Here is a 23,067-nt window from a genome sequence, read left to right as displayed (position 1 = left end):
GCGTAGAGTCGTAGGTCAAGCTGGCCTTTTCAGATTTCATACAGACTTTTCAACAGACTGGAGCTGACGAGTGGGGATGCGGCCTGCGGCGAGGATGCCGAAGCTGACGCGACGAAGCCGAATCCTGGTCGGGATCGCGCTGCTGATCGTCGGTTTGTTGATGGTCGGCCCGCGACTGGTCGACGCCTACGTGGACTGGCTGTGGTTCGGTGAGGTCGGCTTCCGTTCGGTGTTCAGCACCGTCCTGGTGACGCGTCTGGTGGTCTTCCTGGTGGCCGGCGTCTTCATCGGCGCCGTGGCGTTCGGTGGAATGGCACTGGCGTACCGGTCCCGGCCGGTGTTCGTGCCGGCGTCCGGACCCAATGACCCGGTGGCCCGCTACCGCGCCACCGTCCTGTCGCGACTGCGGTTGTTCGCCATCGGTGTCCCGGCGTTCATCGGGCTGCTGGGCGGCTTCGTGGCGCAGACCTACTGGGTGCGGGTGCAGCTGTTCCTGCACGGCGGCTCGTTCGGCATCACCGATCCCGAATTCGGCAAGGATCTGGGCTTCTACGCGTTCGACCTGCCCTTCTACCGGCTGGTGCTCGGCTACCTGTTCGTCGGCGTCTTCCTAATGCTGGTCGGGAACCTGTTGGGCCACTACGTGTTCGGCGGCATCCGCTTGTCGGGCCGCCAGGGCGCGCTCAGCCGCGCGGCGCGCATGCAGCTGGTGTCGCTGGTGGGAATCCTGGTGCTGCTCAAGGCCGTTGCCTACTGGTTCGACCGGTACGAGCTGCTCAGCCACACCCGGGCCGGTAAGCCGTTCACCGGCGCCGGCTACACGGACATCAACGCGGTGCTGCCGGCGAAGCTGATCCTGCTGGCGATCGCGGTGATCTGCGCGGTGGCCGTGTTCTCGGCGCTGGTGCTGCGGGACTTGCGGATTCCGGCGATCGGCTTGGTCCTGCTGCTGCTGAGCTCGGTGATCGTCGGGGCCGGCTGGCCCATGTTGGTCGAGCAGTTCAGCGTCAAACCCAATGCGGCGCAGAAGGAACGCGACTACATCAGTCGCAGTATCACGGCGACGCGCGACGCGTACGGGTTGACCGGCGATTCGGTGACCTACCGTGACTACAGCGGCAACGCGCCCGCCACCGCCGAGCAGGTGGCGGCCGACCGGGCGACGACGTCGAACATCCGCCTGCTCGACCCGACCATCGTCGGGCCGGCCTTCACGCAGTTCCAGCAGGGCAAGAACTTCTACAGCTTCCCGGACCAGCTGTCCATCGACCGTTACAACGGGCCGGACGGCAAGCTGCGCGACTTCGTCGTCGCGGCACGGGAATTGAACCCGGACCGGCTGATCGACAACCAGCGCGACTGGATCAACAAGCACTCGGTCTACACCCACGGCAACGGCTTCATCGCCTCGCCCGCCAACACCGTGCGCGGTATCGCCAATGACCCCAACCAGAACGGCGGCTACCCGGAGTTCCTGGCCAGCGTGGTCGGCGCCAATGGCGCGGCCGTGTCGCCCGGTCCGGCACCGCTGGATCAGCCGCGCATCTACTTCGGTCCGGTGATCGCCAGCGCGCCATCGGATTACGCCATCGTCGGCAAGAACGGCGCCGACCGCGAGTACGACTACGAGACCAACACCGAGACGAAGAACTACACCTACGGCGGTACCGGTGGTGTGGACATCGGCAACTGGCTGGCCCGGTCGGTCTTCGCCGCCAAGTTCGCCGAGCGGAACTTCTTGTTCTCCAGCGTCATCGGGCCGAACAGCAAGATTCTGTTCAACCGTGACCCGGCCCACCGGGTCGAGGCAGTGGCGCCGTGGCTGACCACCGACTCGACGGTCTACCCGGCGATCGTCAACAAGCGCATGGTGTGGATCGTCGACGGCTACACCACCCTGGACAACTACCCGTACTCGGAGCTGACGTCGCTGTCGAGTGCGACCGCCGACTCGAATGAGGTTGCGGTCAACCGGATGTTGCCGGACAAGCAGGTCTCGTACATCCGCAACTCGGTGAAGGCCACCGTCGACGCCTACGACGGCACCGTCACGCTGTACGAGCAGGACGAGCACGACCCGGTGCTGCAGGCGTGGATGAAGGTGTTCCCGGACACCGTGAAGCCGAAGTCGGCCATCAGCAAGGAACTCGCCGAGCACCTGCGCTACCCGGAGGACCTGTTCAAGGTCCAGCGCATGCTGCTGGCCAAGTACCACGTCAACGATCCGGTGACGTTCTTCTCGACATCGGACTTCTGGGACGTGCCGCTCGATCCCAACCCGACGGCCAGCAGCTTCCAGCCGCCGTACTACATCGTCGCGAAAGACCTTGCCACGGGTGGTGATTCGTCGTCGTTCCAGCTGACCACGGCGATGAACCGGTTTCGGCGGGACTTCCTGGCGGCGTACATCAGCGCCAGCTCCGATCCGGCAACGTACGGCAAGATCACCGTGCTGACCATCCCGGGTCAGGTCAACGGTCCCAAGCTGGCGTTCAACGCGATCAGCACCGACACCGCGGTCAGCCAGGATCTCGGCGTCATCGGCCGGGACAACCAGAACCGGATCCGGTGGGGCAATCTCTTGACGCTGCCGGTCGGGCAGGGCGGGTTGCTCTATGTCGCACCGGTTTACGCCTCGCCGGGCGCCAGTGACGCGGCCTCGTCGTACCCGCGACTGATCCGCGTGGCGATGATGTACAACGACAAGGTCGGCTACGGCCCGACGGTCCGTGACGCCCTCAACGGCATCTTCGGGCCCGGCGCCGGTGCCACCGCGACCGGTCCGGCTCCGACCGATGTGCCGGCCGGCACGCCGCCTCCGGCGGCCGTTCCGGGGGCCGTCCAGCCGCCTGCCGCGGGACCGCAGCCCCCGCCGGTCGCGGTGCAGTCACCTGGCGTGCCGCTGACGCTGTCGCCCGCGAAAGCGGCTGCCCTGCAAGACGTCAACGCGGCCCTCGACGGCATGCGTGCGGCCCAGCAGAGCGGCAATTTCGCCCAGTACGGCGCCGCGCTGCAGAAGCTCGACGACGCCATGGCGAGGTACCGCGACGCCAAGTAGTCCGCATGAGTCAGAAACTGCCCAACTCCTTCGGGAGTTGGGCAGTTCTGCATCTGGCGCAGGTTCACCAGGTGGTCCCAAAAACCCTGTCTGACCATACGATTTGGTTCATTCGGCAGCGTTGGGTAACGTTGTATTCACCGACGCGGGGTGGAGCAGCTCGGTAGCTCGCTGGGCTCATAACCCAGAGGTCGCAGGTTCGAATCCTGTCCCCGCTACTAGCGAGAAGGCCCCCGGAGAACTCTCCGGGGGCCTTCTTCATGTCCAGGTGGATCGGGGCGTCGAGCAGGAATGTGGGGTCGTCGGAATAGCGCAACGGGAGCCCTGGTTTTGCATTCCGTGGACTCAGTCGCAGGAGATGCAGCCTGGTTCGGCCCCAACGCCCCCGGGTATGCCTGGAAGTCAGTGGCAGACGTCGACCCGGTCGAAATCTTCCCGGGCATCACAGCCCGGCTGCTGTGGCGGGGCGAAGATGGCGCCAAGGCGGCGGTGACGACCATCGCCCCCGGCGCGGTATGGGGTGACGAAGACCATCACAGTCCAGGGCCAGAGGAAGTGTACGTCGTCTCCGGCGTGTTCAACGACGGCGTAAACGACTATCCCGCAGGGACTTTCCTGCACGCACCGGCGGGATCATGGCACATTCCGCAGTCGGCGTCGGGCTGTGTGTTGTTTCTCTTCTACCCGCAGGGTTAGCCGCGCCCGCAAAGCCGGCAGCTGGGCAATCCCCGAAAGTCACTGCGCCGCACGGCCACAGCATCAGCCGGCGAGCTCGATCGTCCCGCCTGGGATCGCGTCGATCAACATCCGGGTGTAGTCCGACGTCGGGTTCTCGTACACCTGGTCGGTGGGCCCGGAATCCACCACCTCGCCGCGTGACATCACGATCACGTTGTGGGCGATCTCCTTCACCACTGCCAGATCGTGGGTGATGAACAGGTAGCTCAGGCCGAGCTCGTTCTGCAGATCGCGCAGGAGCGTCAGGATCTGTGCCTGCACAAGCACGTCCAACGCCGACACCGCCTCGTCGCACACCACCACCTCGGGGTTGAGCGCGAGGGCACGGGCGATCGCGACGCGCTGCCGCTGCCCGCCGGACAGCTCGTTGGGGAAGCGCTGCATGACCGACTGCGGCAGTGCGACCAGGTCCAGCAGCTCCTTCACGCGAGCGGTGCGGGAGGACTTGTCTCCGATGCCGTGGATGTTCAGCGGCTCGGCGATCGCCCGGTAGATGGAGTACATCGGATCCAGTGACCCGTACGGGTTCTGGAACACCGGCTGTACCCGGCGGCGGAACTCCTTCGCGTCGGCGCCCCGCAGCGATGTGACGTCCTTACCGTCGAAATGCACTGTGCCCGAGGTCGCCTCCAACAGTCCCAGCACCATGCGCGCCACCGTCGACTTCCCCGAGCCGGACTCGCCGACCACCGCGGTGGTCGTCCCGCGTCGCAGCGTGAAACTGACATCGTTCACGGCGCGAAAGGTCGAGCCGCCGCGGAACGGGACGGCACCGCGGATCGGGAAGTCTTTGATCAAGTTGGTCGCGACCAGCACGTCCTGAGGGCCGGACGACACGTCCAGGCTGGATTCGGTGCCGGTGACCTTCGGCTGCAGCGCCTGGTCGCCCACGAGCTCGCCGTCGGTGCGCCGCGCGGCCAAGGAGGGCGCCGCGCGCACCAGCCGCTTGGTGTACTCGTGGTGGGGGTCCTGCAGGATTTGCAGGGCGGGTCCCGACTCGACCACCCGCCCCTTGTACATGACGACCAGGTGGCTGGCGCGTTCCGCGGCCAGGCCGAGATCGTGCGTGATGAGTAGGACCGCGGTGCCGAGCTCGGTGGTCAACTCCTCGAGATGGTCCAGAATCTGCCGTTGCACCGTCACGTCCAGGGCCGAGGTCGGCTCGTCGGCGATCAGCAGCTTCGGCCGGCAGGCGAGTCCGATCGCGATCAGCGCCCGCTGGCGCATGCCGCCCGAGTACTCATGCGGGAACTGATTGACCCGTTTGTCGGCGTCGCGCATGCCGGCCTCGCTGAGCAGCGCGATGGCGCGTTTGCGCGCGTCACCCCGCTTCGCCGCGCCATTGGCCTGCAGGGTTTCGCGGATCTGAAATCCGACGCGCCACACCGGGTTCAGGTTGGTGTTGGGGTCCTGCGGGACCAGCCCGACGCCGCTGCCCCGGATCTTCTCGAAGTCGCGGCGCGACGTGGTGGCCAGGTCCTGGCCGTCGAACAGAATCTGACCGCCGGTCACCTTGCCGGTCCCCGGCAACAGGCCCAGCACTGCGGCGGCCGTGGTCGATTTACCCGACCCGGACTCGCCGACGATGGCCACGGTCTGCCCCGGGTAGACGGTGAGGCTCGCGCCTCGCACCGCGGGCACCGACTTGCCCTGCGCGCGGAAATCGACCTGCAGGTCGCGGATGTCGAGTAGGGGCGCGGCCCCCTCGTTCGGCGTCTCGGTCATCAGCGGGTCCTCGCCTTCGGGTCCAGCGCGTCGCGCAGCACGTCACCGAGCATCATGAAGGTGAGGACGGTGATCGCCAGCGCCGCCGCGGGGTAGAACAGGATTGGCGTGCCCTCGCGGAGCAATTGCTGCCCGGCCGCGATGTCGATGCCCCACGACACTGCCGTGGACGGTAATCCGATCCCGAGATACGACAGGGTCGCCTCGGTGACGATGAAGATGCCCAGCGAGATGGTGCCGACGACGATCACCGGGCCCAGCGCGTTGGGTATGACGTGGGCGAACAGGGTGCGCACCCGGGACGCGCCCAGCGACCGCGACGCGGTGATGAACTCCTCGTTGCGGACCGCGATCGCGGCCGATCGGGCGATGCGCGCGATCTGCGGCCAGCTGAAGATCGCGAGCACGATCACCACGGTGAACACGGTGCGAGAACTGATCATCTGCATCGTGACCACCGCCGCGAGGATCAGCGGGATGCCGAAGAAGATGTCCGACAGCCGCGCGATCACCGAGTCGATCCAGCCGCCGAAGAAGCCGGCTACCGCGCCGAGCAGGCCGCCGATCAGGACCACGACGATCGTGGTCAGCACGCCCACGGCCACCGAGGCGCGGGCGCCGTAGATCGTTCGGGTGTAGATGTCGTAGCCCTGCCGGTCGGTCCCGAACCAGTGCTCGGCACTGGGCGGGAGCAGTGACTGCTCGAGCGAACCGTAATGCGGGTCCTGGCTGGTGAACAGTCCCGGGAAGAGCACGACGACCACGATGATCGCCAGCAGGAGTATCGAGACGACGAACTCCGGCTTGGTGCGCAGCTCCAGCCATGCGGACTTCCAGAAGCCGGCCGGCTGCACGTCGGCGTCGACCGCGTCGATCGCGGCGACGCTGACCACGTCCGGGCCCGCGACGAAACGCTCCTGGCCGGGGTAGAGGGTGGGTTGCGTCTGGGGCTCAGGCATAGCGGATCCTCGGGTCGAGGGCGGCGTAGAGCAGGTCGACCACCACGTTGGACGCCAGGTAGATGAGTACGAGCACGGTCACGAAGGACACGACGGTCGACGACTCGCCCCGGATCACCGCCTGATAGATGGTTCCGCCCACTCCGGGAATGTTGAAGATTCCTTCCGTCACGATCGCGCCGCCCATCAGCACACCGAGGTCGGCGCCGAGAAAGGTCACCACCGGGATCAGCGAGTTGCGCAGGACGTGCACCAGGATCACCCGCGGACGGGACAGCCCCTTCGCCGTCGCCGTCCGCACGTAGTCCGCCGAGAGGTTCTCCGCGACCGACGAGCGGGTCAGCCGGACGACGTAGGCGAACGACACCGCGCCGAGCACGAATCCGGGCAGCAGCAGGTGATAGACGTCGAGATGGCCGCCGACGGTGACGGGGAAGAGTTGCCAGCGCACACCGAACAGGTACTGCGCCGCAAAGCCGATCACGAAGATCGGGACGGCGACGATGAGGAGCGTCACGATCAGGATCGTGGTGTCGAACCACTTGCCCTTGTTCAGACCCGCGAGCACGCCGAACGTCACACCGAACACCGCCTCGACGGCGAGCGCGATGAGCGCGAGATCGACCGTGACGGGGAAGGCCCGTTTCATCACGTCGAACACCGGCTGGCCCGAGAAGGAGGTGCCGAAGTCCAACCGGAACACCCCGCTGATGTAGTGCCAGTACTGCGAGTAGAACGGCTGGTCCAGGTGGTACTGCGCGCGCAGCGTCGCGATCAGCGCGGGCGACATGGGCTTACCGCCGCCCAGCGCGGAGATCGGGTCGGCGGGCAGCAGGAAGACGAGCGCATAGATCAGGAAGGTGGCACCGAAGAACACGATCACCACCTGCCCGAGCCGGCTCAATCCGTATCTCAGCATCGGTTATCCCTTGGTGTTCTCGGCGTCGTCGCCCTTGGTGATCTGGGTGAAATCGGCCAGACCGTTCCAGGTCAGCTGGGCCGTCACACCTGGTCCGACGCCGCCGGCCGCGATGTAGTCCCAGAGCGGGATCACCGGGAGGTCGTGCAGCAGGATCGCCTGGGCCTGATTGACCAGCGCATACGACTGGTTCGGATCGAGCGCCCGTTCAGCCTCGATCAGCTTCGCGTCGAACGCCGGTGAACTGTAGACCGGATCGTTGGAGCCGGCGCCGCTCACGAACTGGGGCTGCAGGAACTCGATCATCGACGGGTAGTCGCCCTGCCACCCGCTGCGGAACGCCGTCCGGATGGTCCGCTTGGTGATTTCGTCCCGGACCTGCTTGAACGTCGGCTGCGGCGCGCCGTGCGCGTCGATGCCGAGCGCATTCTTCAACTGGTTCGACAGCGCGTCCACCCACACCTGGTGATCGCCGTCGGAGTTGTACGCGACCGCGAACGATCCCGACCACGGCGCGATCGCGTCAGCCTGCGCCCACAGTTGCTTGGCTTTGACCGGATCGAACTTCAGCACGTCATTGCCCGGGATGTTCGCGTCCCAGCCCGGTAGCGACCGGGCGGTGAAGTCTTCCGCCGCGCCGCGGGCGCCGCGGAAGATCGCCTTGATGATCTCGGGCCGGTTGATCGCCATCGAAATCGCCGCGCGTCGCAGGCGACCCTCCTCGCCGCTGAAGTGCGGGAGGAAATAGGGGATTCCGAGCTGCAAGTTCTGGGCGGTCGGTTTGGTCAGCGCCCTTTTCCCGAGCACCTTCTTGTAGGTGCCCAACGCGCTCACCGGCACAGTGTCGAGCACGTCGAGGTTGCCGGACTCGAGGTCGGTGTACGCGGTGTCGAAGCTGCTGTAGAAGATGAAGCTCAGGCCACCGTTCTTCGGCTTGTCCGGACCCTTGTAATTCGGGTTGCGCACCACATCGAGCTTGACGTTGTGCAGCCAGGCGTCCGGGCCCTTGAGCATGTAGGGGCCGTTCCCGACGGGGTGCTCGCCGAACTTGGCTGCGCCCTCGGCGAAGAACACATCGGGCAATGGCTTGAACGGCGTGAATCCGAGCCCCAGTTTGAAGTCGATGTTGGGGCTGGTGAGGCGCACCGTGAAGGTGTAGTCGTCCACCACCTTCAAGCCCGACATCTCGGTCAGCGGGGAACCCTCGGCGGCGACGGCGTCGTACCCCTCGATCGGTGAGAAGAAGCTCTGCTGCAGTTGTCCGTTGACGGTCGCCGCACCGAAATTCCATGCGCGGACGTAGTTTTCGGCGCGCACCGGGGTGCCGTCGGTGAAGGTCCAGTCCCGTCTGAGGTGAACGGTGTAGTTCTGATTGTCGGTGGTGTCCACGGACTCCGCGTTCGCCAACACCGGCGTGCCGTCAGCGGTGTAGCTGTACAGACCCGTGAACAACGAATCGACGATGCGACCGCCCATGTTCTCGTTGGTGTTGGTGGGCACCAGACCGTTCTGTGGCTCACCGCCGTTGACGGTGATGATCGCGTCCGGGCCGGTGCCGTAGTTGCCGCGCGCGCCTTCCAGGCTGCACCCCGACGCGGCCAGCACCACGCCCGTCATCGCCAAACACAATGACCTTGCCGCCCATTTCACTTCCGACCTCCGATCGAGTGGCTTCACATTTCCACAGGTCGATTCCGTCGGCCAGACGAGGAACGTCAGGCGACGAGCGCATCGCGCTCTTTCGGCAGTTTCGGCGGCGATGACGTGCCACGATGGAAACAGGGCAAACGATCGAGCGGTGTACCGATGAACGGTAGCGACAAGGCGTTGGGGCGTGTGGTCGCGCTGCTCGCACTGCTGTTCGTCGTTTCCCTCGCCCTGCGCGGCCATCTGCCCGGCAGCGGTCACCCGCAGCCCGACAAGCGGGCAAGCGGCACCGCGAGTCAGGTGGGCATCGACACCCTGCTGGTCGTCTCGGTGCTCATCGTCGCGATCGCCTTGATCGCATCGCTCCGGCGTCCGAGGACTCCGGGCGCGTCGGCGGCCTTCCAGTTGCCGGGGTCGTTCGAGGGCAAGCTCACGTGGAAGCCCGTCCGCCGTCTGCTGCTGATCGGTGGCGGGGTGTTCCTCGCCTGGCTGGTGATCCTGCTCCTGCTGTCACATCTGCAGCTGCTGCAACTACCTGTTCTGCCCTTCGCGGAACCCCCGCAGAACAGAGCGCCGATCACCCCGGTGCCATCACCGCCGCCGTCACCGGCACCGGGGCGGCCGCCCATGTCGCCGCCGCAACAGGAGCCCAGCGTCTTCGGCTACCTGCTCGCCGCCACCGTGATGATGTTGCTGCTGTGGGCTGTCGGCGGTGTCCTGGTCCGCAGAAGCCGGCGTGCTGCCGAACCGCAGCCGCCGGTCGCTGACGGCCCGGAACCGATGGTCGGGGAGTCCACACCCGAAACCCTGACGCGGGCAGCGGAATTCGGCCTGGCCGAGATCGGCGACCGCAGCCGCGGGCCGCGCGAGTCGATCATCGCCTGCTACGCCGCAATGGAGCGGGCTCTGGCGGACGCTCCCGGCGCCGCGCCACAGGAATCGGACACGCCGTCTGAAGTACTCGCCCGGGCCGTCGAACACCATGCATTGCACGCGGGCAGCGCGACCGAGCTGGTCGCCTTGTTCGCCGAGGCGCGCTTCAGCCCGCACGTCATGACCGAGCATCACCGCGAGATCGCCGCCGGGGCGCTGCTCCGGGTACTCGACGAGTTGCGGAGCCTGACATGAAGAGGCTTGAGATCGTAGGGATTACGTTGGTGATCGGAGCGGAACTGCTCATGCTCGTCCTCGGAGATCGCCGAGCGGTCGGGTGGGTGTCCGCGGTTGTCGCAGTGTTCGTGCTGTGGGCTGTCCGGCGCCGGCTCGTCGACCGCGGACCGCGGTTCGTCGAACCGGCCGGGAACGATGCGGAAGAGTCGTTGCGGGACTGGATCGTTCGGACCGAAACGCTGATCCAGTGGTCGGAGACGACGCGCGGCGACTGGGATCAACACCTGCGGCCCACATTGGCACGGGAGTTCTTCATGGCGACCGGCCCACAGCAGGCCAGGGACCCGGTCGCAATGCAAGCCACCGGCCGGATGGTCTTCGGGGATCAGTTGTGGCAGTGGGTGGATCCGCACGACGTCCGTCGGTCCAGCCGCGACGAGCCCGGGCCGGGCCGGGCCACGCTCGACGAAATCCTGCACCGATTGGAGCGGCTATGACCATGCCGGCGGAGCTGACGACGGCCCATTCCGAGGCGGTGCTCGACGAGATCGAACGCGTTGTGGTGGGCAAGCGAGCCGCGTTGACACTGATCTTGACCGCCGTGCTCGCGGGTGGCCATGTGCTCATCGAGGACCTGCCGGGACTGGGAAAGACGTTGATCGCCAAGTCTTTTGCGCGAGCGCTGGGCCTGGCCTTCACCCGTGTGCAGTTCACTCCGGACCTGCTGCCCGCTGATCTGCTCGGTTCGACCATCTACGACATGCAGTCCGGGCGGTTCGAGTTCCGGCGCGGGCCGATCTTCACCAACCTGCTGCTGGGCGACGAGATCAACCGGACGCCGCCCAAGACGCAGGCCGCACTGCTGGAGGCCATGGCGGAAAGCCAGGTGAGCATCGACGGCGAAACCCACCGGTTGCCGGCACCGTTCATCGTCCTTGCCACGGACAACCCGATCGAGTACGAGGGCACGTATCCGCTGCCGGAGGCACAGCTCGACAGATTCGCGGTCCGAGTCGAACTGAAGTACCTGTCGGGTACCGACGAAACGGTGATGCTGCGCCGCCGCCTCGAACGTGGTTCCGCCGAGCCGATGGTGAAACAGATTGTCGATGCCCATGATCTGCTCGCCATGCGCGAGTCGGTCGAGCAGGTGACGGTGCACGACGACGTCCTGCACTACGTGGTGTCACTGGCGGCGGCCAGTCGTAGTCACCCGCAGGTTGTCGTCGGAGCCAGCCCCCGGGCCGAGCTCGATCTCGTGCAACTTGCCCGTGCGCGTGCGCTGTTGTTCGGCCGGGACTACGTGATCCCCGAGGACGTCAAAGCACTTGCCATTCCGGTGATTTCGCACCGGATCAGTCTGAAGCCGGAGATGTGGGTCCGCAGTGTCCACGGCGGCGACATCGTGGCACAGCTACTGCAACGCCTGCCGGTGCCGCGGACCCGTGGTGGGCCGTCGTGACACATGCGACCGAGCCCCGTGAAGTCGAATTACGCTGGCGTGCCTCATCGCTCACGAAGGCCATCGCCACCTGTGCCGGCGTGGCCCTCGCCGCCGCCGTGCTGGGTCCGCGGTGGCAGCTCGTCGCCTTCGCGGCGCCGATGCTCGGTGTGCTGTGCTCGATCAGTTGGCAGCGCCCGTCTGCCAAGGTGTACGTGCAGGGGCAGCCGGGGCTGACCCGCTGTTTCGAGAACGACGAGACGCGGCTGACGGTGTGGGTGACGACGGACGCGCCGACCATCGCAGCCGAGGTGACGGTGTCGGTCGAATCAGGCATGGACATCGAGGTTCTCGAGAGCAGTGCCGCACCGCTGCAGACCGTCGCGGTGCGGGCCGAGCGCTGGGGACGCTATCCGATCCGGGCCGTCGTCGACGCGGTGGCGGGCGGGGGACTGCTGGCCGGGACGGGCACTGTCGAAACCGCCGAAGTCTTCGCCTTTCCCGTTGCGCCGCCCCAATCGACACCCATACCGCGTATCGAATTACCCGACCGGCTCGGCACGCATCTCACCCGGCACGTCGGACCGGGTGTCGAGTATGCGGACGTCCGTGCCTATCTTCCCGGCGACCAGTTGCGCACCATCAACTGGCCGGTGAGCGCCCGCCGGGGCCGGCTCCATGTCACCGAACGGTTGACCCACCGCGCCGCGGACGTGGTCGTGCTCATCGACACGAGCATGCAGCCTCTCGGCCCGGCCTCTGCCGCGATGGAGCGGGTCGTGCTCGGCGCCGCGCAGGTGGTGCAGAGCGCGCTGCGGAATGGTGACCGCGCCGGCATCGTCGCGCTCGGTAGCGCGCGGCCGCGGTGGATCGGCGCCGACATCGGTCAGCGCCAGTTCTACCGCGTGCTCGACGCCGCGATGGCCGTCGGGCGGGAATACGAAACCACGACAGGCACATTGGCGCCGCGCGCGGCCGTCCCGCCGGGCGCGATCGTGTTCGCCTTCTCGACGTTGCTCGACACCGCATTCGCGTTGGCACTCACCGAGCTGCGGAACCGCCGGCACACCGTGGTGGCGGTCGACGTGCTCGAAGGGCCTCCGTTCGACGGCGAACGGGATCCGACGCTGGCCCGCATGTGGGCGCTGCAGCGCCACGCGATGTACCGCGACATGGGGATCGTCGGCGTCGACGTCGTGCCGTGGCCGTCGACTGTCACTCTGGATCAGGCGCTGCGGTTGATGCCGGCACGCCGGCGGGCCGCGAGGCGGTGACGCGATGACGGCCGACGCGGCAACCCGGTTGGGTCAGCCTGGTGCCCAGGCACTTTCGGCTGGTTTCGGCGTCCTCATGGTCGCGGTGGCCGGTGTGGGGGCCCACGGCACGGCCGTGATTGTTGCCGTGTCGGCACTGGCGGCAATGGTGGCCGGGCTGGCGTTCCGGGCTGCGGCGACGGGGGCGGTGCTGCTCACGGTGGTGGTGCTGGCGCTGTCCGACTCGCCGGCACTGGTCGCGGCGCTGTCGGGACTCTCCGCGGCCGCGTACCTGCTGATGCGGCATGCGGCGGGCGCCGGGGTGGTCACCCTGACCAGGCCGACATTGCTTGCCATGCTTGGGTTCACGCTCGTCGGTGTGGTCGCCGGCGCGGTGGATCTGGGCCTACCGTGGCTGCCGCTGCTGGCGCCGCCGGCGGTGGTCGCGCTCTATTGGCTGGCGTTGGCACCGCACACCGAGTCGAACCGCTAGAGGAGTTCCAATCAGCGGAATTTCCCGAAACCAAAGTTCCGGTGACCGAAACCCGTAGTGCGCCCGAATGATCCGTCGAGCATTCTCCTGGTCGAGAGCCGTTTCCGACAGGCTCATGAAGGAGATCACGGTGACAGCGGTTGTGAGCGGCGAGTTCGTGGATTTCGGTGCTGAGGAACTGTCCGACCTGCACGGTGTATTGCGCGACCTACGGGCCCGCGCGCCGTACGCCGAGGCGCGTTTCCACGGCATGCCCGCGCTGATCATTCTCAGCGACGAGTTGGTCACCGACCTCTTCAAGGACGAGGAGACGTTCCCGGCCGCGGCGATGTACGGCATGACGACCGGCCCCGCCATGGGCAAGACGCTGCAATGCATGGCCGGTCAAGAGCACCGCACCAACCGCGCGCTCGTCTCGCCGGCATTCCGTCGAGCACTCATCAAGACGTACAGTGCCGAACTGCTCGAGCCGATCGCGCAGGACCTCGTCGACCAGTTCGCCGGCAGGGGCCGGGCCGACCTGGTCACGGAATTCACCCAGCAGTACCCGTTCCGGATCACCAACGAGCTGTTGGGTCTCCCGGTGGACGACTATGCCCTGTTCGCCAAGTGGGCCCACGACTTGTTCTTCTACCCGACGGATCCCGACGCCGCGATGCGAGCCCGGGAGTCGTTCACGGACTACCTCCGGCCGCTGGTCGAGGACAAACGGCAGAACCCGTCCGACGATCTGTTGTCCAAGCTCGTCACCACCGAGGTCGACGGCGTCCGGCTGACCGACGAGGAGATCTATTCGTTCGTCCGGCTCCTGTTTCCGGCGGGGGTGGACACGACCTACCTGAGTCTCGGAAACACGTTGTGGGCGTTGCTCACTCATCAAGACCAGCTCGATCGGGTCCGGAACGATCCGGACGAGGCCCGGTGGGCGGTGCAGGAAGGATTGCGCTGGGAACCCGGGCCGTCGATCATTCCGCGCTTCGCGGCCACTGACGTGACCTGGCACGGCATCGACATTGCCGCGGGCACGTGGCTGCTGCTGGCCATCGCGGCGGCCAACCGGGACCCCGCCGTGTACACAAACCCCGACCTCTTCGACACCAGCCGGCATGCGACCGCACAGCTGAGCTTCGGCACCGGGCCGCACGTGTGCCTCGGCCAGGCGCTGGCCACCACGCAGATGGAGATCGCGGTGAAGGTGCTGCTGAACCGACTGCCCGGCCTACGGCTCGCCGATCCGTCCAGTGTCCGGATCGCCGGACGACTCGGAACCGAGTTGCGCGGCCCCGACCACCTGCAGGTCGTCTTCGATCCGCAGTGATTCCGTCAGGTGCCGGTGAGTTCGGTCAAAGTAGCTGCGGTCGAGCGTATTTCACGGACGTATTCGTCACGCTCGGCGCGGCTCACCTGTGATCTCAGGCAGCCGATCTGCAATTCGTAGACGGCATTGCCGCCGCGATCGAACACCGGAGCGGACAGGTAACTGATCGACAGTGCGGCGTCGGCAGCCAGTTCCTCGGTGGTGTAGGGCCGGGCGCTCAATCTGCTCAGGAACTGGAACAACCGCTGCCTGAGGGCGCCGCTGCGGGGGTGCTCGGCCAGCAATCCGACGACCTCGCCCACGACCTCGAGGATCTCGAGTGCGGCACCGTCGGCGCCGAACACGGCCACTCCGCTACGGCGGACCTGGCGTAGCAACGCCTGCAGTACCGGACGGTGGGCCGCCGGCGCCGTATCGATCCAGTCGTGTTGTGACTGCTTGTTGCGATAGGCCATGACCGACACACCCAACGGCGCGGTCATCGGCAGGCGCGCCCCGGTGTCGACGCCGGCGGGCACCTGGCCCGGCCCGGCGGCGACACCGACCATGGTCATTTCGGTCTGGTCGACGAGCGCCAAGGAGACGGCACACCCGACCCGGTCGGCGAGCTCGGCCAGCACATGGGAGAAGGCCTCCGAGGGGGTCAGCTGCGACTGCACCGCACCGGCGAGCCGCAGCAGACCGGGGCCCAGCCGGTAGCGGCGGTCGGCCTGCCGCGTCACCCAGCCCGCCTTCGAAAGTGCCGCCAGGATCGACGTCACCGTCGACCGGCTCAGTTCGAGGCGAGATGCCATGGCGGCCACCGATACCGGCTCGGCTTCGGTGGCGATGAACTCCAATACCGCCACGACGCGGTCGGTCGGTGGTGAATCGACGCGTGCAGGCGCGTCCGCGGCCGTCACACGTGGTCCTGGACGGAGCCAGCTGGCGAGAAATGGCGCATATTCGTCACTTTATCAATTTCTCTGGCGATATGCCGTCGTCTGCTTCAGGCTGACATCACTTGACATCAGGACATCGCAAAAATCAGGAGCAACAAGCATGAGCGTCGAGGTCGAAAGCTGCCCGCCCAGTGCAGTTCTCGAGCGGGCATCCCTGGTGCTCGGCACGTTTGACGGGCCTGGCCGGCAGACCTTCACGCAGATCGTCCGGCGCACGGGCCTACCCAGAACGTCCGTCCACCGCATCCTCGAGCATCTGGTCGAGCTCGGCTGGCTCCGGCGAAATGGACGCGACTACGAACTCGGATTTCGGCTGGCCGAATTGGGTTACCTTGCGATACATCAGGATCGGCTGCACCGCGCGGCCATGCCGTTTCTCTGGGACCTGCATCAGGCCACCGGTCACACCGTGAACCTGGCCATCCTCGATGGTCTCGATGTCGTGCATCTGGGCGTCGTCGGTGACCGGGCTGCGGTCACGGCTACGCCGGCGGCGGGCCGTCGCCATCCGGCGCAGTCCTCGGCCATGGGGCGGGCGATGCTCGCGCACGTACCGGCCGGCCGGCTGGCTGCGGTCGAGGCGGCGACATCGGGTGCGCTGCGTGAGGAGCTGGCGCTGGTGCGGGCACGGGGCTTCGCGGAAGACCGGGACGAAACATTGACCGGGATAGCGTGTTTGGCCGCTCCGATCGGGCGCGGAGGCGAGATCTGCGCTGCGGTATCGATAAGTGGAGCAGCCGGCCGGATGGCACCTGACCATCGGCTGGTGGCCCTGGTTCAGACGACTGCCGCACGCGTCTGGCGAGCGTATTCGGGCCGACCGGCCGGAGTGCGTCGACTGCGAGCCGTGCGTTGATCGTCCGGTGCGCGAATGTTGCTGGCGCAGTGGGTAGTTCCGCTCATCGGAACCGTAGCTGCGGTGGTGCGGCTCGGCGTGGTCGCATGTGATGGGCTGGTGGCCGACGAGAATGTCGCGACCCGCTTTCTCGATACATATCAACGGATTCCGCCCAACCGGAACCTCAATGGAGAGGAGTGCGATGAGTGCTGCAACGAGCATTGGTCGTGTCGGAGGACTAGCAGTTGCGCTCGGCGTCGGGACCGCGGTCCTCACCGGGCACGGGGTGGCCTGGGCCGATGACGGTTCCACGGGGTCGGGAAGCAAGACCGGCACCAGCTCGGCGTCGGATTCGGCGGCGCCGAAAGCCGCCACCTCCGGCGACAAGGCTTCGGCCGGTTCCAGCCGTAAAGCGCGTAAAGGCCTGAAGAACGGCTCAAAAACATCGGACACTGCGGGTTCGTCCACCGCCTCTGGTCAGACGGGCGGCACCTCCGGCACGCCGGCCGAGAGCGACACCGCCCCTGCAGCCGCTGATGACACGAAGACCGGAAGTGCTCCGCGGAGCAAGAACAAGTCACCCAAGCCACAGCCGAAGCCGAAAAGTCCCGGCGCGCAACAGGCGCTCTCATCGAACACTCCCGCATCGACGCCGGCGGCGGCTGGCTCGGTGCCCTCGACATCATCGACGGCCAAGAGTGGGTCGCCGAGTGCCGTGGTTTCCGCGACCGCGGCAGCGCCCGCTGCCGTCGCCCCACGCGCCGCGAACCTCTCGACGCTGTCGGCGTCGGCGCCGGCAGTGACCACCACCCGGCCGGTCGTATCCACGGCGGCCACCGCGCCGGCGCATTTCCTCACGGCCGCGGTGTCCGGCATCACGACGGCCGTCTCGAACCTGCTGGCACCGTTCGCCGGCCATTCGCCGACCGCACCCGCGCGGCCCGGCTCGCTGGAAGGGTTCCTGTCATTGGTCCGTCGCGAGCTGGACTCCTTGTTCCGCAGCAAGCCGCCGACCATCAGCTACGACGCGGCGCAGACGCTGCAGATGAACGGTGCCATCCTCGGCCAGATCACCACGTCGGATCCCAACGGCGACAACGTGAAACTCCACGTGTCGACGGGTCCGGCCAACGGGACCGTGACCTTGTTCGCGGATGGCTCGTTCAAGTACGTGCCGAATCCGGAGGCGTTGGTGCACGGTGGGACGGACAGCTTCACCGTGACCGCAAGTGATCTCAAAGGTGACCCGCTGGGTCTCAACGTGATGTCACCCGGACCGCACACCACCACCAAGGTGATCACCGTCAGCACGGTGGCGCAGACCAGCCCGCTGGCGACCGCGACCGAAATCAGCACCGAGCAAAGGGCACTCGCGCTCCTGAACTCCGGCGCGATGGATGGTGCGATCGCCGCCCTGAAGCAGAAGTGGATCAACACCCAAGCCGTGACGTTCTCCGACGTGCCCGGCGGCGTCGACGCCCAGAACATGGCGATGCTCGATGCGGCGGTGCGGCAGTACGCCATGTATTCGGCAATGGCCGCTATCAACATCGCGGACAACGCCGCGGGCAATCCGTCGTTCAACTGGATCGCCACGCCACCGCACACCATCGGTGGCGTGACCTCGCCGGGCAACCAGGTGCTCTACGACAACCCGGACACCTTGTACCGCATGGCGTTCATCAGCGATGGCAAGAGCTACGTCATCCACGGCAAGATCAACGGCCAGATGCCGCCCGACGTCAACATCACGGCGCAGATCGGTGCCACGGGCCAGTCATCGGCGATCATCACCGGCGACCAACTGCAGGTCAATCCTGACGGCACGTTCACCATCGTCGCGGGCCGCGACCCGGCACTGGCCGGCACCACCAACTACCTGTTCCTGGGTGACGGCCCCGCGGGGACCAATGCCGGCCAGATCTTCGTGCGCAACACGGTCACCGATTGGAACACCAACCAGGGCCTCAGCCTGACCATCGAGCAGACCTCCGGTACCAATACGACATTGCCGTCGGCGGCGATCACCAACATCGCCAACGGCGTCGTGATGCAGGCCGTCAACGTCACGTCGGACGCCTGGCTGCCGCTGGCGGGTCAGGATCCGGTCAACACGCTGCCGCAGCCGACCAACGCGGGCTCTCAGACGTTGTCCACGCAGAAACAGAGCATCGGGCACTTCAACCTGGCCGACAACGAGGCGCTCGTCATCACGCTGACGCCGGGCACCGCCAAGTATTTCAACGTGCCGGTGACCAACGCCTGGACCATCTCTCCGGATTACACGACGGGCGACCCGACGAGCCTCAACAACGCGCAGGCCATCGCCAACCCGGATGGGTCGTACACCCTCGTCGTCGCCAAAACCGATCCGGGCGTGGCGAACTGGGTGTCCACCGGCGGCCTGAACCAGGGCACGATCTTCGCTCGCTGGCAGGGCCTGGATCCGAATGCCACGGTCCAGCCGACGCTTTCGGCGCAGGTCGTCACGCTCGACCAGCTGAAGACCGTGCTGCCGAAGACCACGGTCTACGTCACCGAGGCGCAGCGCGCCCAGCAGATCGCGGAGCGGCAGAGCGGGTACACCCTCCGGACGGCGCCCTACGTGTCGATCGGTGGCACGACGGCAGTCTGAGGTCTGCGGCGGTGACGTTCATGGAACGTCACCGCCGCTTCAGGTTTCGGCGTCCGCGGGGCTAGGCGTCGACCAGCACGTCGGTCAGCCGCATCGCGATGGTCGCCCGCCGCGAGGCCAGCTGCCGCGCTGACCGCTGAATCTCCGCTGTCTGCTCGGTCCGGACGGCCTGGTAGCGCTGGAGTGCCGCGGCGACATCACCGTCCTGCGCATCGGACAGTTGACGTGCGAGTTCGGCACCGTCCTGGATGGCCTGATTGGCGCCCTGCCCGCCGAACGGCGTCATCGGATGCGCGGCGTCACCGAGCAGCGCGACGCGCGCTGTGGTCCAGCGCGCGATGGGATCCCGGTCGTAGACCGGGTGCATGTACATCGGCCCGGTGGCGCCGCGGATCAGCTGACCCACGACGGTCTCGAAATCATCGAATTGCCTTGCCAGTGCTGCCAAATCCGCACGCGCCGACCACAGGTGCAGTGGTGGTTCGTCGATACCGAGGGTCGCGTCGACCGCTACCTGCCGGCCCGCGCGCACCGGCATAGCGATGACGTGTTTGGCGTAGTCGGCCGAATGCCACGAGCGCAACCGGTCGTTCGGGCGGGTACCGAGACAGTCGACGGGGCTGACGGCGCGGAAGATCACCGAACCGCAGTAGTTGATCGAGTCATCGCTGAAAAGCCCACGCACAGTGGAACGCAGCCCGTCGGCCCCGATCACCAACTGCGTCCGGATGACGGCGTCGTCGGCGAACGTGAGCTCGACGTGATCGTCATGCTCGGCGAGACCGGTCAGCTGGTGGCGCAGCCGAACTCGGTCCCGGCCGAGATGCGCCACCATCAGGGCATGCAGATCGGCCCGGTGGACGGTGCGCGGCGACACCTCGGCGTCGGCGTATCCGAACCGGCCGTGTTCCGAACCGATTTCCGGGATTGCCGCGTAGTCGGCGACGGACTCGACGTGACCGGTCTGATCGTGTGTCTCGAAATAGCGCGTCGCAGAGGAGATCCGGTTGAACTGCTCGAGCATGCCCCATTCGCCGAACAGTCGTAGCGTCGGTGGTGAGATGCCGAGCGGGCCGCCGACCTCGCCGAGCTCACGGGTCTTGTCCACCACGATGGCGTGGTGGCCGCCCTGCTGTAGTGCGATCGCCGCGGCGAGTCCGCCGAGGCCGGCGCCCACGATGACGACGGGTGCGGTGGTGTGGTCTGACACGTTGGGTGCCTTTCGGTTTCAGAGATGAGTGAAGCGCGCCAGGCCCTCGGCGTCGAGCGCGAGTCGGGGCACGGTGTCCGGTCGGTGGCTGACGACGGTGCGCACGTTGCCGATCGGCAGCCACAGCCCGTCATGGATGATTCGGGACTGGATGTCGTGCACCAGCTTTCGGCGCTCGGCGGGCTCGGGGCAGTGCAGCTGAGCGTCGAGCAGGTCGTCGAGCCGATCGCGTTCCACGCGGCACATCGCGTTGCGTTGATCGAGCGCGAACTGGTACCGCAACGCATCGGGATCGGTTGCCGTGTAATAGAAGAACCGGAAATCGTAGTCGCCAGTCTGCTGCCGCGACCGGAGCTCGCCGAAGTCGACGTCGTGCAGCACCAGCTCGATGCGATGGTCCGCCCACTGGCCGGCAACCGCGGACAACAGTCCGGCGTCGACGGGGGAGAACGAGCTGTTGAACACGACCTCGAATCGCAACCCGTCGGCGGCGGCCGCATCGAGCAACCGGTGTGCCGCTGCCGGTTCGTGCCGCAACTGGTCTGAGCAATCCAGGTAGTGCAGCGCGGTCGGCGTGAGCACCGAGCCGGCGACGGTGTAGCCGCACGTCTGCAGGATCGGGCGCAGTCGCTCACGATCGATCAGCAGCGACAACGCACGCCGGATTCGGTGATCGGCGAGCGGACCGCGGGATGCGTTGGGGCACAAGCCGTAGCTGATGCCCGGGTTGTGGATATCGGCCGTCACGAAGCCGTCGGTGCTACCGGCGCGCACCGCGGCGGATCCGTCGTCGCGCGCGTCGAACACCAGACGATGCCTGCCATCGACGAGGCACCCCGACTCCGCCGGCACCCACGAGCCGGTGCCGAGGCGCATGTCACCGGTCGACGGCTTGCTGACCGCCAAGTTCACACCGGCCAGACTGTGCAGGAATGCGGCGTTGTGCCGCTCGAACCGGAACGTGACCGTCTCGCCGCGTGATTCGACGGCTGACAGTCCGGTGAGCGCGGCAACCGCCGCCGGCAGGGGAGTGGCGTCCGCAAGGTCGGTCATGATGTCGCGGAAGCTGTTTCGGACCAGCTCTGCGGTGAGCGGCGTGCCATCGGAGAAGTGCCGGCCGGGCGGGACCGTCACTTCCACGGTGAGCGGATCGGGGCGACGCCACGACGACGCCAGCCACGGTCGCAGCTGGGCGGTGACCGGGTCGATGTCGACGAGGCTCTCGAACACCTGTCGCACATAGGTTTTCGAGATGCCGTTGTAGGCCAGGCGCGGGTCCGTGGTGAGTTGCCCGGGCGGCCAGGCGAAGACGATGTCGCGCCTCACCGTTGGACCTCCACACGAGCGGTGACGACCGGCCGTACGGCGACGGACGCGATGACCCCGACGACGGCGATCAGCACCCCGGCGAAGATGAGCAGGCGGTGCGGATCCGCGAAACCGCCGATCGCCGTTGCCCCTACCGACACCCCGATGGCCGCGCCCAACGCCCGCAGGTAGTGGTACACCGCGGAATCGAACGTCACCCGGCCGGAACTCGTCAGCACGTTGGTGGCCAGTGAACTCCAGAGGAAGCCCATGGCGCCGCCCATCATGGTGGCACTGATCAGCGACGAACCCACATGCTCGGCGCTGACCGCGACCCAGCAGCCGGCCAGTGCTAGGCAAGCCGCTCCGTAAGCCACCAACCGGGTGTTCTTCGCGGCATCGCCGGGGCGGCCGAACCTCGAGATCGGCAACAGACCAGCGACCACCGCCATGGGCACGAGAACGAGCGCCGCCCGGTACGAGGTGAAAGAGTGCACCCGTTGGAGGACATAGATCACCACCAAGGTGAAGACGTTGGTCGCGATGCCCGCCACGAAGACGATCAGGAAGCTGCGATACAGAATCGGCCGGCGACCTCCGTCCCCGGCTGACGATCGGCAGGCGCCGATGACCACGACGCCCAGGACCGTCGCCAGCGCGCCCAACGCGGCCTTGGTCGTCAGCTCACTCGTCGTCCCGGCCGCCAGGAAGATGACGACCTGCGCCAGCCCGAAACCGATGATCAAACCCGCACCTTGGCGGGAGGTCTCGGGCGCAGTCTCGAGTTCGGGTGCCTGCGCCCGCGCGCCCCACGCCAGTAGCGGAATCGACACAACCGTCGTCAGCACCGTCTCGTACGGGAAGGCCCGCCACCCCCACGCGTCGTTGAGCACCGCGGTGATCAGTGGTGAACACAGCGCTGACGCCGACACCACGAACCCCCAGGTGCCGAGGAATGCCGTGTGGTGATCGGGATAGAACTGCTGTCGCGCGATCCGGAACAACTGCGGTGCCAGCACGGCCGACGCCGCGCCCTGCAGGAACCGGACCACGATGAGGATCCAGAACGACGGGCTGAGGCTCGCGGCGACGCCGAGTACCGCGAGCGCTGCCGAACTGACGTAGAACGTGGTGAGCGGCCGGCAGCGGTGCAGTAGCAGGCCGGCCGGCAGGAGGGTCGCACAGAACCCGGCGAGAAAGGCCACGCCGACGTTTGCGGCCAGCCCGTAGGGCACGTGAAAGAAGTCCGAGATCGACGCGTTCAAGAGAACGGTCGCGGAGGAGTTCGAATAGAGGGTGTACTCAGCGAGGTACAACGACGCCGCAACGGCGTAGAGAGATGGCTTCATTTCTCATCACAGGAACTGGAGGGGTGAACGTTCGGGCAGCGGAAATCAGCGCGCGAATTTGTTCAGGGGCGCCAGGCGGGCGCGGTTCCAGATCGAGGAGAGAAAAGACGGGGCGCACGACGAAT

The 23,067-nt window shown here is 66.8% G+C and carries 18 protein-coding genes and 1 tRNA gene; 11 read left to right on the top strand and 8 right to left on the bottom strand.

The genetic code is table 11. From position 1 onward, the window contains the following. Nucleotides 1-70 precede the first annotated feature (70 nt). The 3 genes from ACZ5IQ_RS20590 (at nucleotide 71) to ACZ5IQ_RS20580 (ending at nucleotide 3,754) form a co-directional block, all read left to right on the top strand. The gene (locus tag ACZ5IQ_RS20590; protein ID WP_212806542.1) at nucleotides 71-3,058 is read left to right on the top strand and encodes a UPF0182 family protein; all 2,988 of its coding nucleotides are present in this window, start codon (nucleotides 71-73) and stop codon (nucleotides 3,056-3,058) included. A gap of 144 nt (nucleotides 3,059-3,202) precedes the next feature. Then, a tRNA-Met gene (locus ACZ5IQ_RS20585) sits at nucleotides 3,203-3,276 on the top strand. Between the two features lie 121 nt (nucleotides 3,277-3,397). Continuing rightward, nucleotides 3,398-3,754 carry a cupin domain-containing protein gene (locus ACZ5IQ_RS20580; RefSeq protein ID WP_212806541.1) on the top strand — a complete coding sequence of 119 codons (357 nt, stop codon included), beginning with the start codon at nucleotides 3,398-3,400 and terminating at the stop codon, nucleotides 3,752-3,754. A 63-nt stretch (nucleotides 3,755-3,817) separates the two neighbouring features. Here ACZ5IQ_RS20580 and ACZ5IQ_RS20575 read toward each other — a convergent pair whose 3' ends face one another. Genes ACZ5IQ_RS20575 through ACZ5IQ_RS20560 form a run of 4 tightly spaced genes read right to left on the bottom strand, consistent with a single transcriptional unit; the run spans nucleotide 3,818 to nucleotide 9,016 of the window. Next, entirely contained in the window at nucleotides 3,818-5,521 is a 1,704-nt protein-coding gene (locus tag ACZ5IQ_RS20575) for a dipeptide ABC transporter ATP-binding protein (RefSeq protein ID WP_464480175.1), read from the bottom strand. Further along, nucleotides 5,521-6,480 carry an ABC transporter permease gene (locus ACZ5IQ_RS20570; protein ID WP_464480174.1) on the bottom strand — a complete coding sequence of 320 codons (960 nt, stop codon included), beginning with the start codon at nucleotides 6,478-6,480 and terminating at the stop codon, nucleotides 5,521-5,523. The genes ACZ5IQ_RS20575 and ACZ5IQ_RS20570 overlap by 1 nt, the downstream gene beginning before the upstream one ends. Continuing rightward, nucleotides 6,473-7,399, bottom strand: a complete 927-nt coding sequence (locus ACZ5IQ_RS20565; protein ID WP_318984138.1) for an ABC transporter permease — start codon at nucleotides 7,397-7,399, stop codon at nucleotides 6,473-6,475. Before ACZ5IQ_RS20565 ends, ACZ5IQ_RS20570 begins: the two co-directional genes overlap by 8 nt. A 3-nt stretch (nucleotides 7,400-7,402) precedes the next feature. Continuing rightward, nucleotides 7,403-9,016: a peptide ABC transporter substrate-binding protein gene (locus tag ACZ5IQ_RS20560; protein ID WP_464480173.1), complete on the bottom strand. Its 1,614-nt coding sequence runs from the start codon at nucleotides 9,014-9,016 to the stop codon at nucleotides 7,403-7,405. A gap of 189 nt (nucleotides 9,017-9,205) precedes the next feature. On the opposite strand from ACZ5IQ_RS20560, the gene ACZ5IQ_RS20555 reads away from it, so the two are divergent. From ACZ5IQ_RS20555 to ACZ5IQ_RS20530, 6 genes are all read left to right on the top strand, one after another. Beyond that, nucleotides 9,206-10,174, top strand: a complete 969-nt coding sequence (locus ACZ5IQ_RS20555) for a DUF4129 domain-containing protein (protein ID WP_464480172.1) — start codon at nucleotides 9,206-9,208, stop codon at nucleotides 10,172-10,174. Between the two features lie 29 nt (nucleotides 10,175-10,203). Further along, the gene (locus ACZ5IQ_RS20550; protein WP_464480171.1) at nucleotides 10,204-10,653 is read left to right on the top strand and encodes a hypothetical protein; all 450 of its coding nucleotides are present in this window, start codon (nucleotides 10,204-10,206) and stop codon (nucleotides 10,651-10,653) included. After that, the gene (locus ACZ5IQ_RS20545; RefSeq protein ID WP_346416420.1) at nucleotides 10,650-11,618 is read left to right on the top strand and encodes an AAA family ATPase; all 969 of its coding nucleotides are present in this window, start codon (nucleotides 10,650-10,652) and stop codon (nucleotides 11,616-11,618) included. Before ACZ5IQ_RS20550 ends, ACZ5IQ_RS20545 begins: the two co-directional genes overlap by 4 nt. After that, entirely contained in the window at nucleotides 11,615-12,871 is a 1,257-nt protein-coding gene (locus tag ACZ5IQ_RS20540; RefSeq protein ID WP_346416419.1) for a DUF58 domain-containing protein, read from the top strand. The genes ACZ5IQ_RS20545 and ACZ5IQ_RS20540 overlap by 4 nt, the downstream gene beginning before the upstream one ends. Nucleotides 12,872-12,875: 4 nt before the next feature. Continuing rightward, entirely contained in the window at nucleotides 12,876-13,343 is a 468-nt protein-coding gene (locus tag ACZ5IQ_RS20535; RefSeq protein WP_464480170.1) for a hypothetical protein, read from the top strand. Between the two features lie 130 nt (nucleotides 13,344-13,473). Beyond that, a complete protein-coding gene (locus ACZ5IQ_RS20530; protein WP_464480169.1) occupies nucleotides 13,474-14,661 on the top strand; it encodes a cytochrome P450 in 1,188 nt (395 codons plus the stop codon). A 5-nt stretch (nucleotides 14,662-14,666) separates the two neighbouring features. Here the strand turns inward: ACZ5IQ_RS20530 and ACZ5IQ_RS20525 are convergent, their stop codons facing one another. Then, nucleotides 14,667-15,563 carry an IclR family transcriptional regulator gene (locus ACZ5IQ_RS20525; RefSeq protein WP_464480168.1) on the bottom strand — a complete coding sequence of 299 codons (897 nt, stop codon included), beginning with the start codon at nucleotides 15,561-15,563 and terminating at the stop codon, nucleotides 14,667-14,669. Between the two features lie 139 nt (nucleotides 15,564-15,702). On the opposite strand from ACZ5IQ_RS20525, the gene ACZ5IQ_RS20520 reads away from it, so the two are divergent. Both ACZ5IQ_RS20520 and ACZ5IQ_RS20515 read left to right on the top strand, forming a co-directional pair. Further along, the gene (locus ACZ5IQ_RS20520; RefSeq protein WP_464480167.1) at nucleotides 15,703-16,458 is read left to right on the top strand and encodes an IclR family transcriptional regulator; all 756 of its coding nucleotides are present in this window, start codon (nucleotides 15,703-15,705) and stop codon (nucleotides 16,456-16,458) included. 184 nt (nucleotides 16,459-16,642) lie between these two features. Continuing rightward, nucleotides 16,643-19,075, top strand: coding sequence for an Ig-like domain-containing protein (locus ACZ5IQ_RS20515; RefSeq protein WP_464480166.1), 2,433 nt, complete (start codon nucleotides 16,643-16,645; stop codon nucleotides 19,073-19,075). 61 nt (nucleotides 19,076-19,136) lie between these two features. On the opposite strand, the gene ACZ5IQ_RS20510 is transcribed toward ACZ5IQ_RS20515, so the two are convergent. Genes ACZ5IQ_RS20510 through ACZ5IQ_RS20500 form a run of 3 tightly spaced genes read right to left on the bottom strand, consistent with a single transcriptional unit; the run spans nucleotide 19,137 to nucleotide 22,942 of the window. After that, nucleotides 19,137-20,285 (bottom strand): FAD-dependent oxidoreductase, encoded by a 1,149-nt coding sequence (locus ACZ5IQ_RS20510; protein WP_464480165.1) that lies wholly within the window; start codon nucleotides 20,283-20,285, stop codon nucleotides 19,137-19,139. An 18-nt stretch (nucleotides 20,286-20,303) separates the two neighbouring features. Then, nucleotides 20,304-21,611 (bottom strand): ABC transporter substrate-binding protein, encoded by a 1,308-nt coding sequence (locus tag ACZ5IQ_RS20505; RefSeq protein ID WP_212806529.1) that lies wholly within the window; start codon nucleotides 21,609-21,611, stop codon nucleotides 20,304-20,306. Further along, complete coding sequence (locus tag ACZ5IQ_RS20500) at nucleotides 21,608-22,942, bottom strand: MFS transporter (protein WP_212806528.1); 1,335 nt, start codon at nucleotides 22,940-22,942, stop codon at nucleotides 21,608-21,610. Before ACZ5IQ_RS20500 ends, ACZ5IQ_RS20505 begins: the two co-directional genes overlap by 4 nt. Between the last annotated feature and the right edge of the window lie 125 nt (nucleotides 22,943-23,067).

This window comes from Mycobacterium toneyamaense (genome assembly GCF_055384815.1).
This window is presented reverse-complemented; position numbering and strand designations above follow the sequence as displayed.

Excerpts from the sequence above, each read along its gene's own strand:
- ACZ5IQ_RS20575 (WP_464480175.1), bottom strand. The coding sequence starts at position 5,521 with ATGACCGAGACGCCGAACGAGGGGGCCGCGCCCCTACTCGACATCCGC.
- ACZ5IQ_RS20570 (WP_464480174.1), bottom strand. The coding sequence starts at position 6,480 with ATGCCTGAGCCCCAGACGCAACCCACCCTCTACCCCGGCCAGGAGCGT.
- ACZ5IQ_RS20565 (WP_318984138.1), bottom strand. The coding sequence starts at position 7,399 with ATGCTGAGATACGGATTGAGCCGGCTCGGGCAGGTGGTGATCGTGTTC.
- ACZ5IQ_RS20560 (WP_464480173.1), bottom strand. The coding sequence starts at position 9,016 with ATGACGGGCGTGGTGCTGGCCGCGTCGGGGTGCAGCCTGGAAGGCGCG.
- ACZ5IQ_RS20555 (WP_464480172.1), top strand. The coding sequence starts at position 9,206 with ATGAACGGTAGCGACAAGGCGTTGGGGCGTGTGGTCGCGCTGCTCGCA.
- ACZ5IQ_RS20545 (WP_346416420.1), top strand. The coding sequence starts at position 10,650 with ATGACCATGCCGGCGGAGCTGACGACGGCCCATTCCGAGGCGGTGCTC.
- ACZ5IQ_RS20535 (WP_464480170.1), top strand. The coding sequence starts at position 12,876 with ATGACGGCCGACGCGGCAACCCGGTTGGGTCAGCCTGGTGCCCAGGCA.
- ACZ5IQ_RS20520 (WP_464480167.1), top strand. The coding sequence starts at position 15,703 with ATGAGCGTCGAGGTCGAAAGCTGCCCGCCCAGTGCAGTTCTCGAGCGG.
- ACZ5IQ_RS20515 (WP_464480166.1), top strand. The coding sequence starts at position 16,643 with ATGAGTGCTGCAACGAGCATTGGTCGTGTCGGAGGACTAGCAGTTGCG.
- ACZ5IQ_RS20500 (WP_212806528.1), bottom strand. The coding sequence starts at position 22,942 with ATGAAGCCATCTCTCTACGCCGTTGCGGCGTCGTTGTACCTCGCTGAG.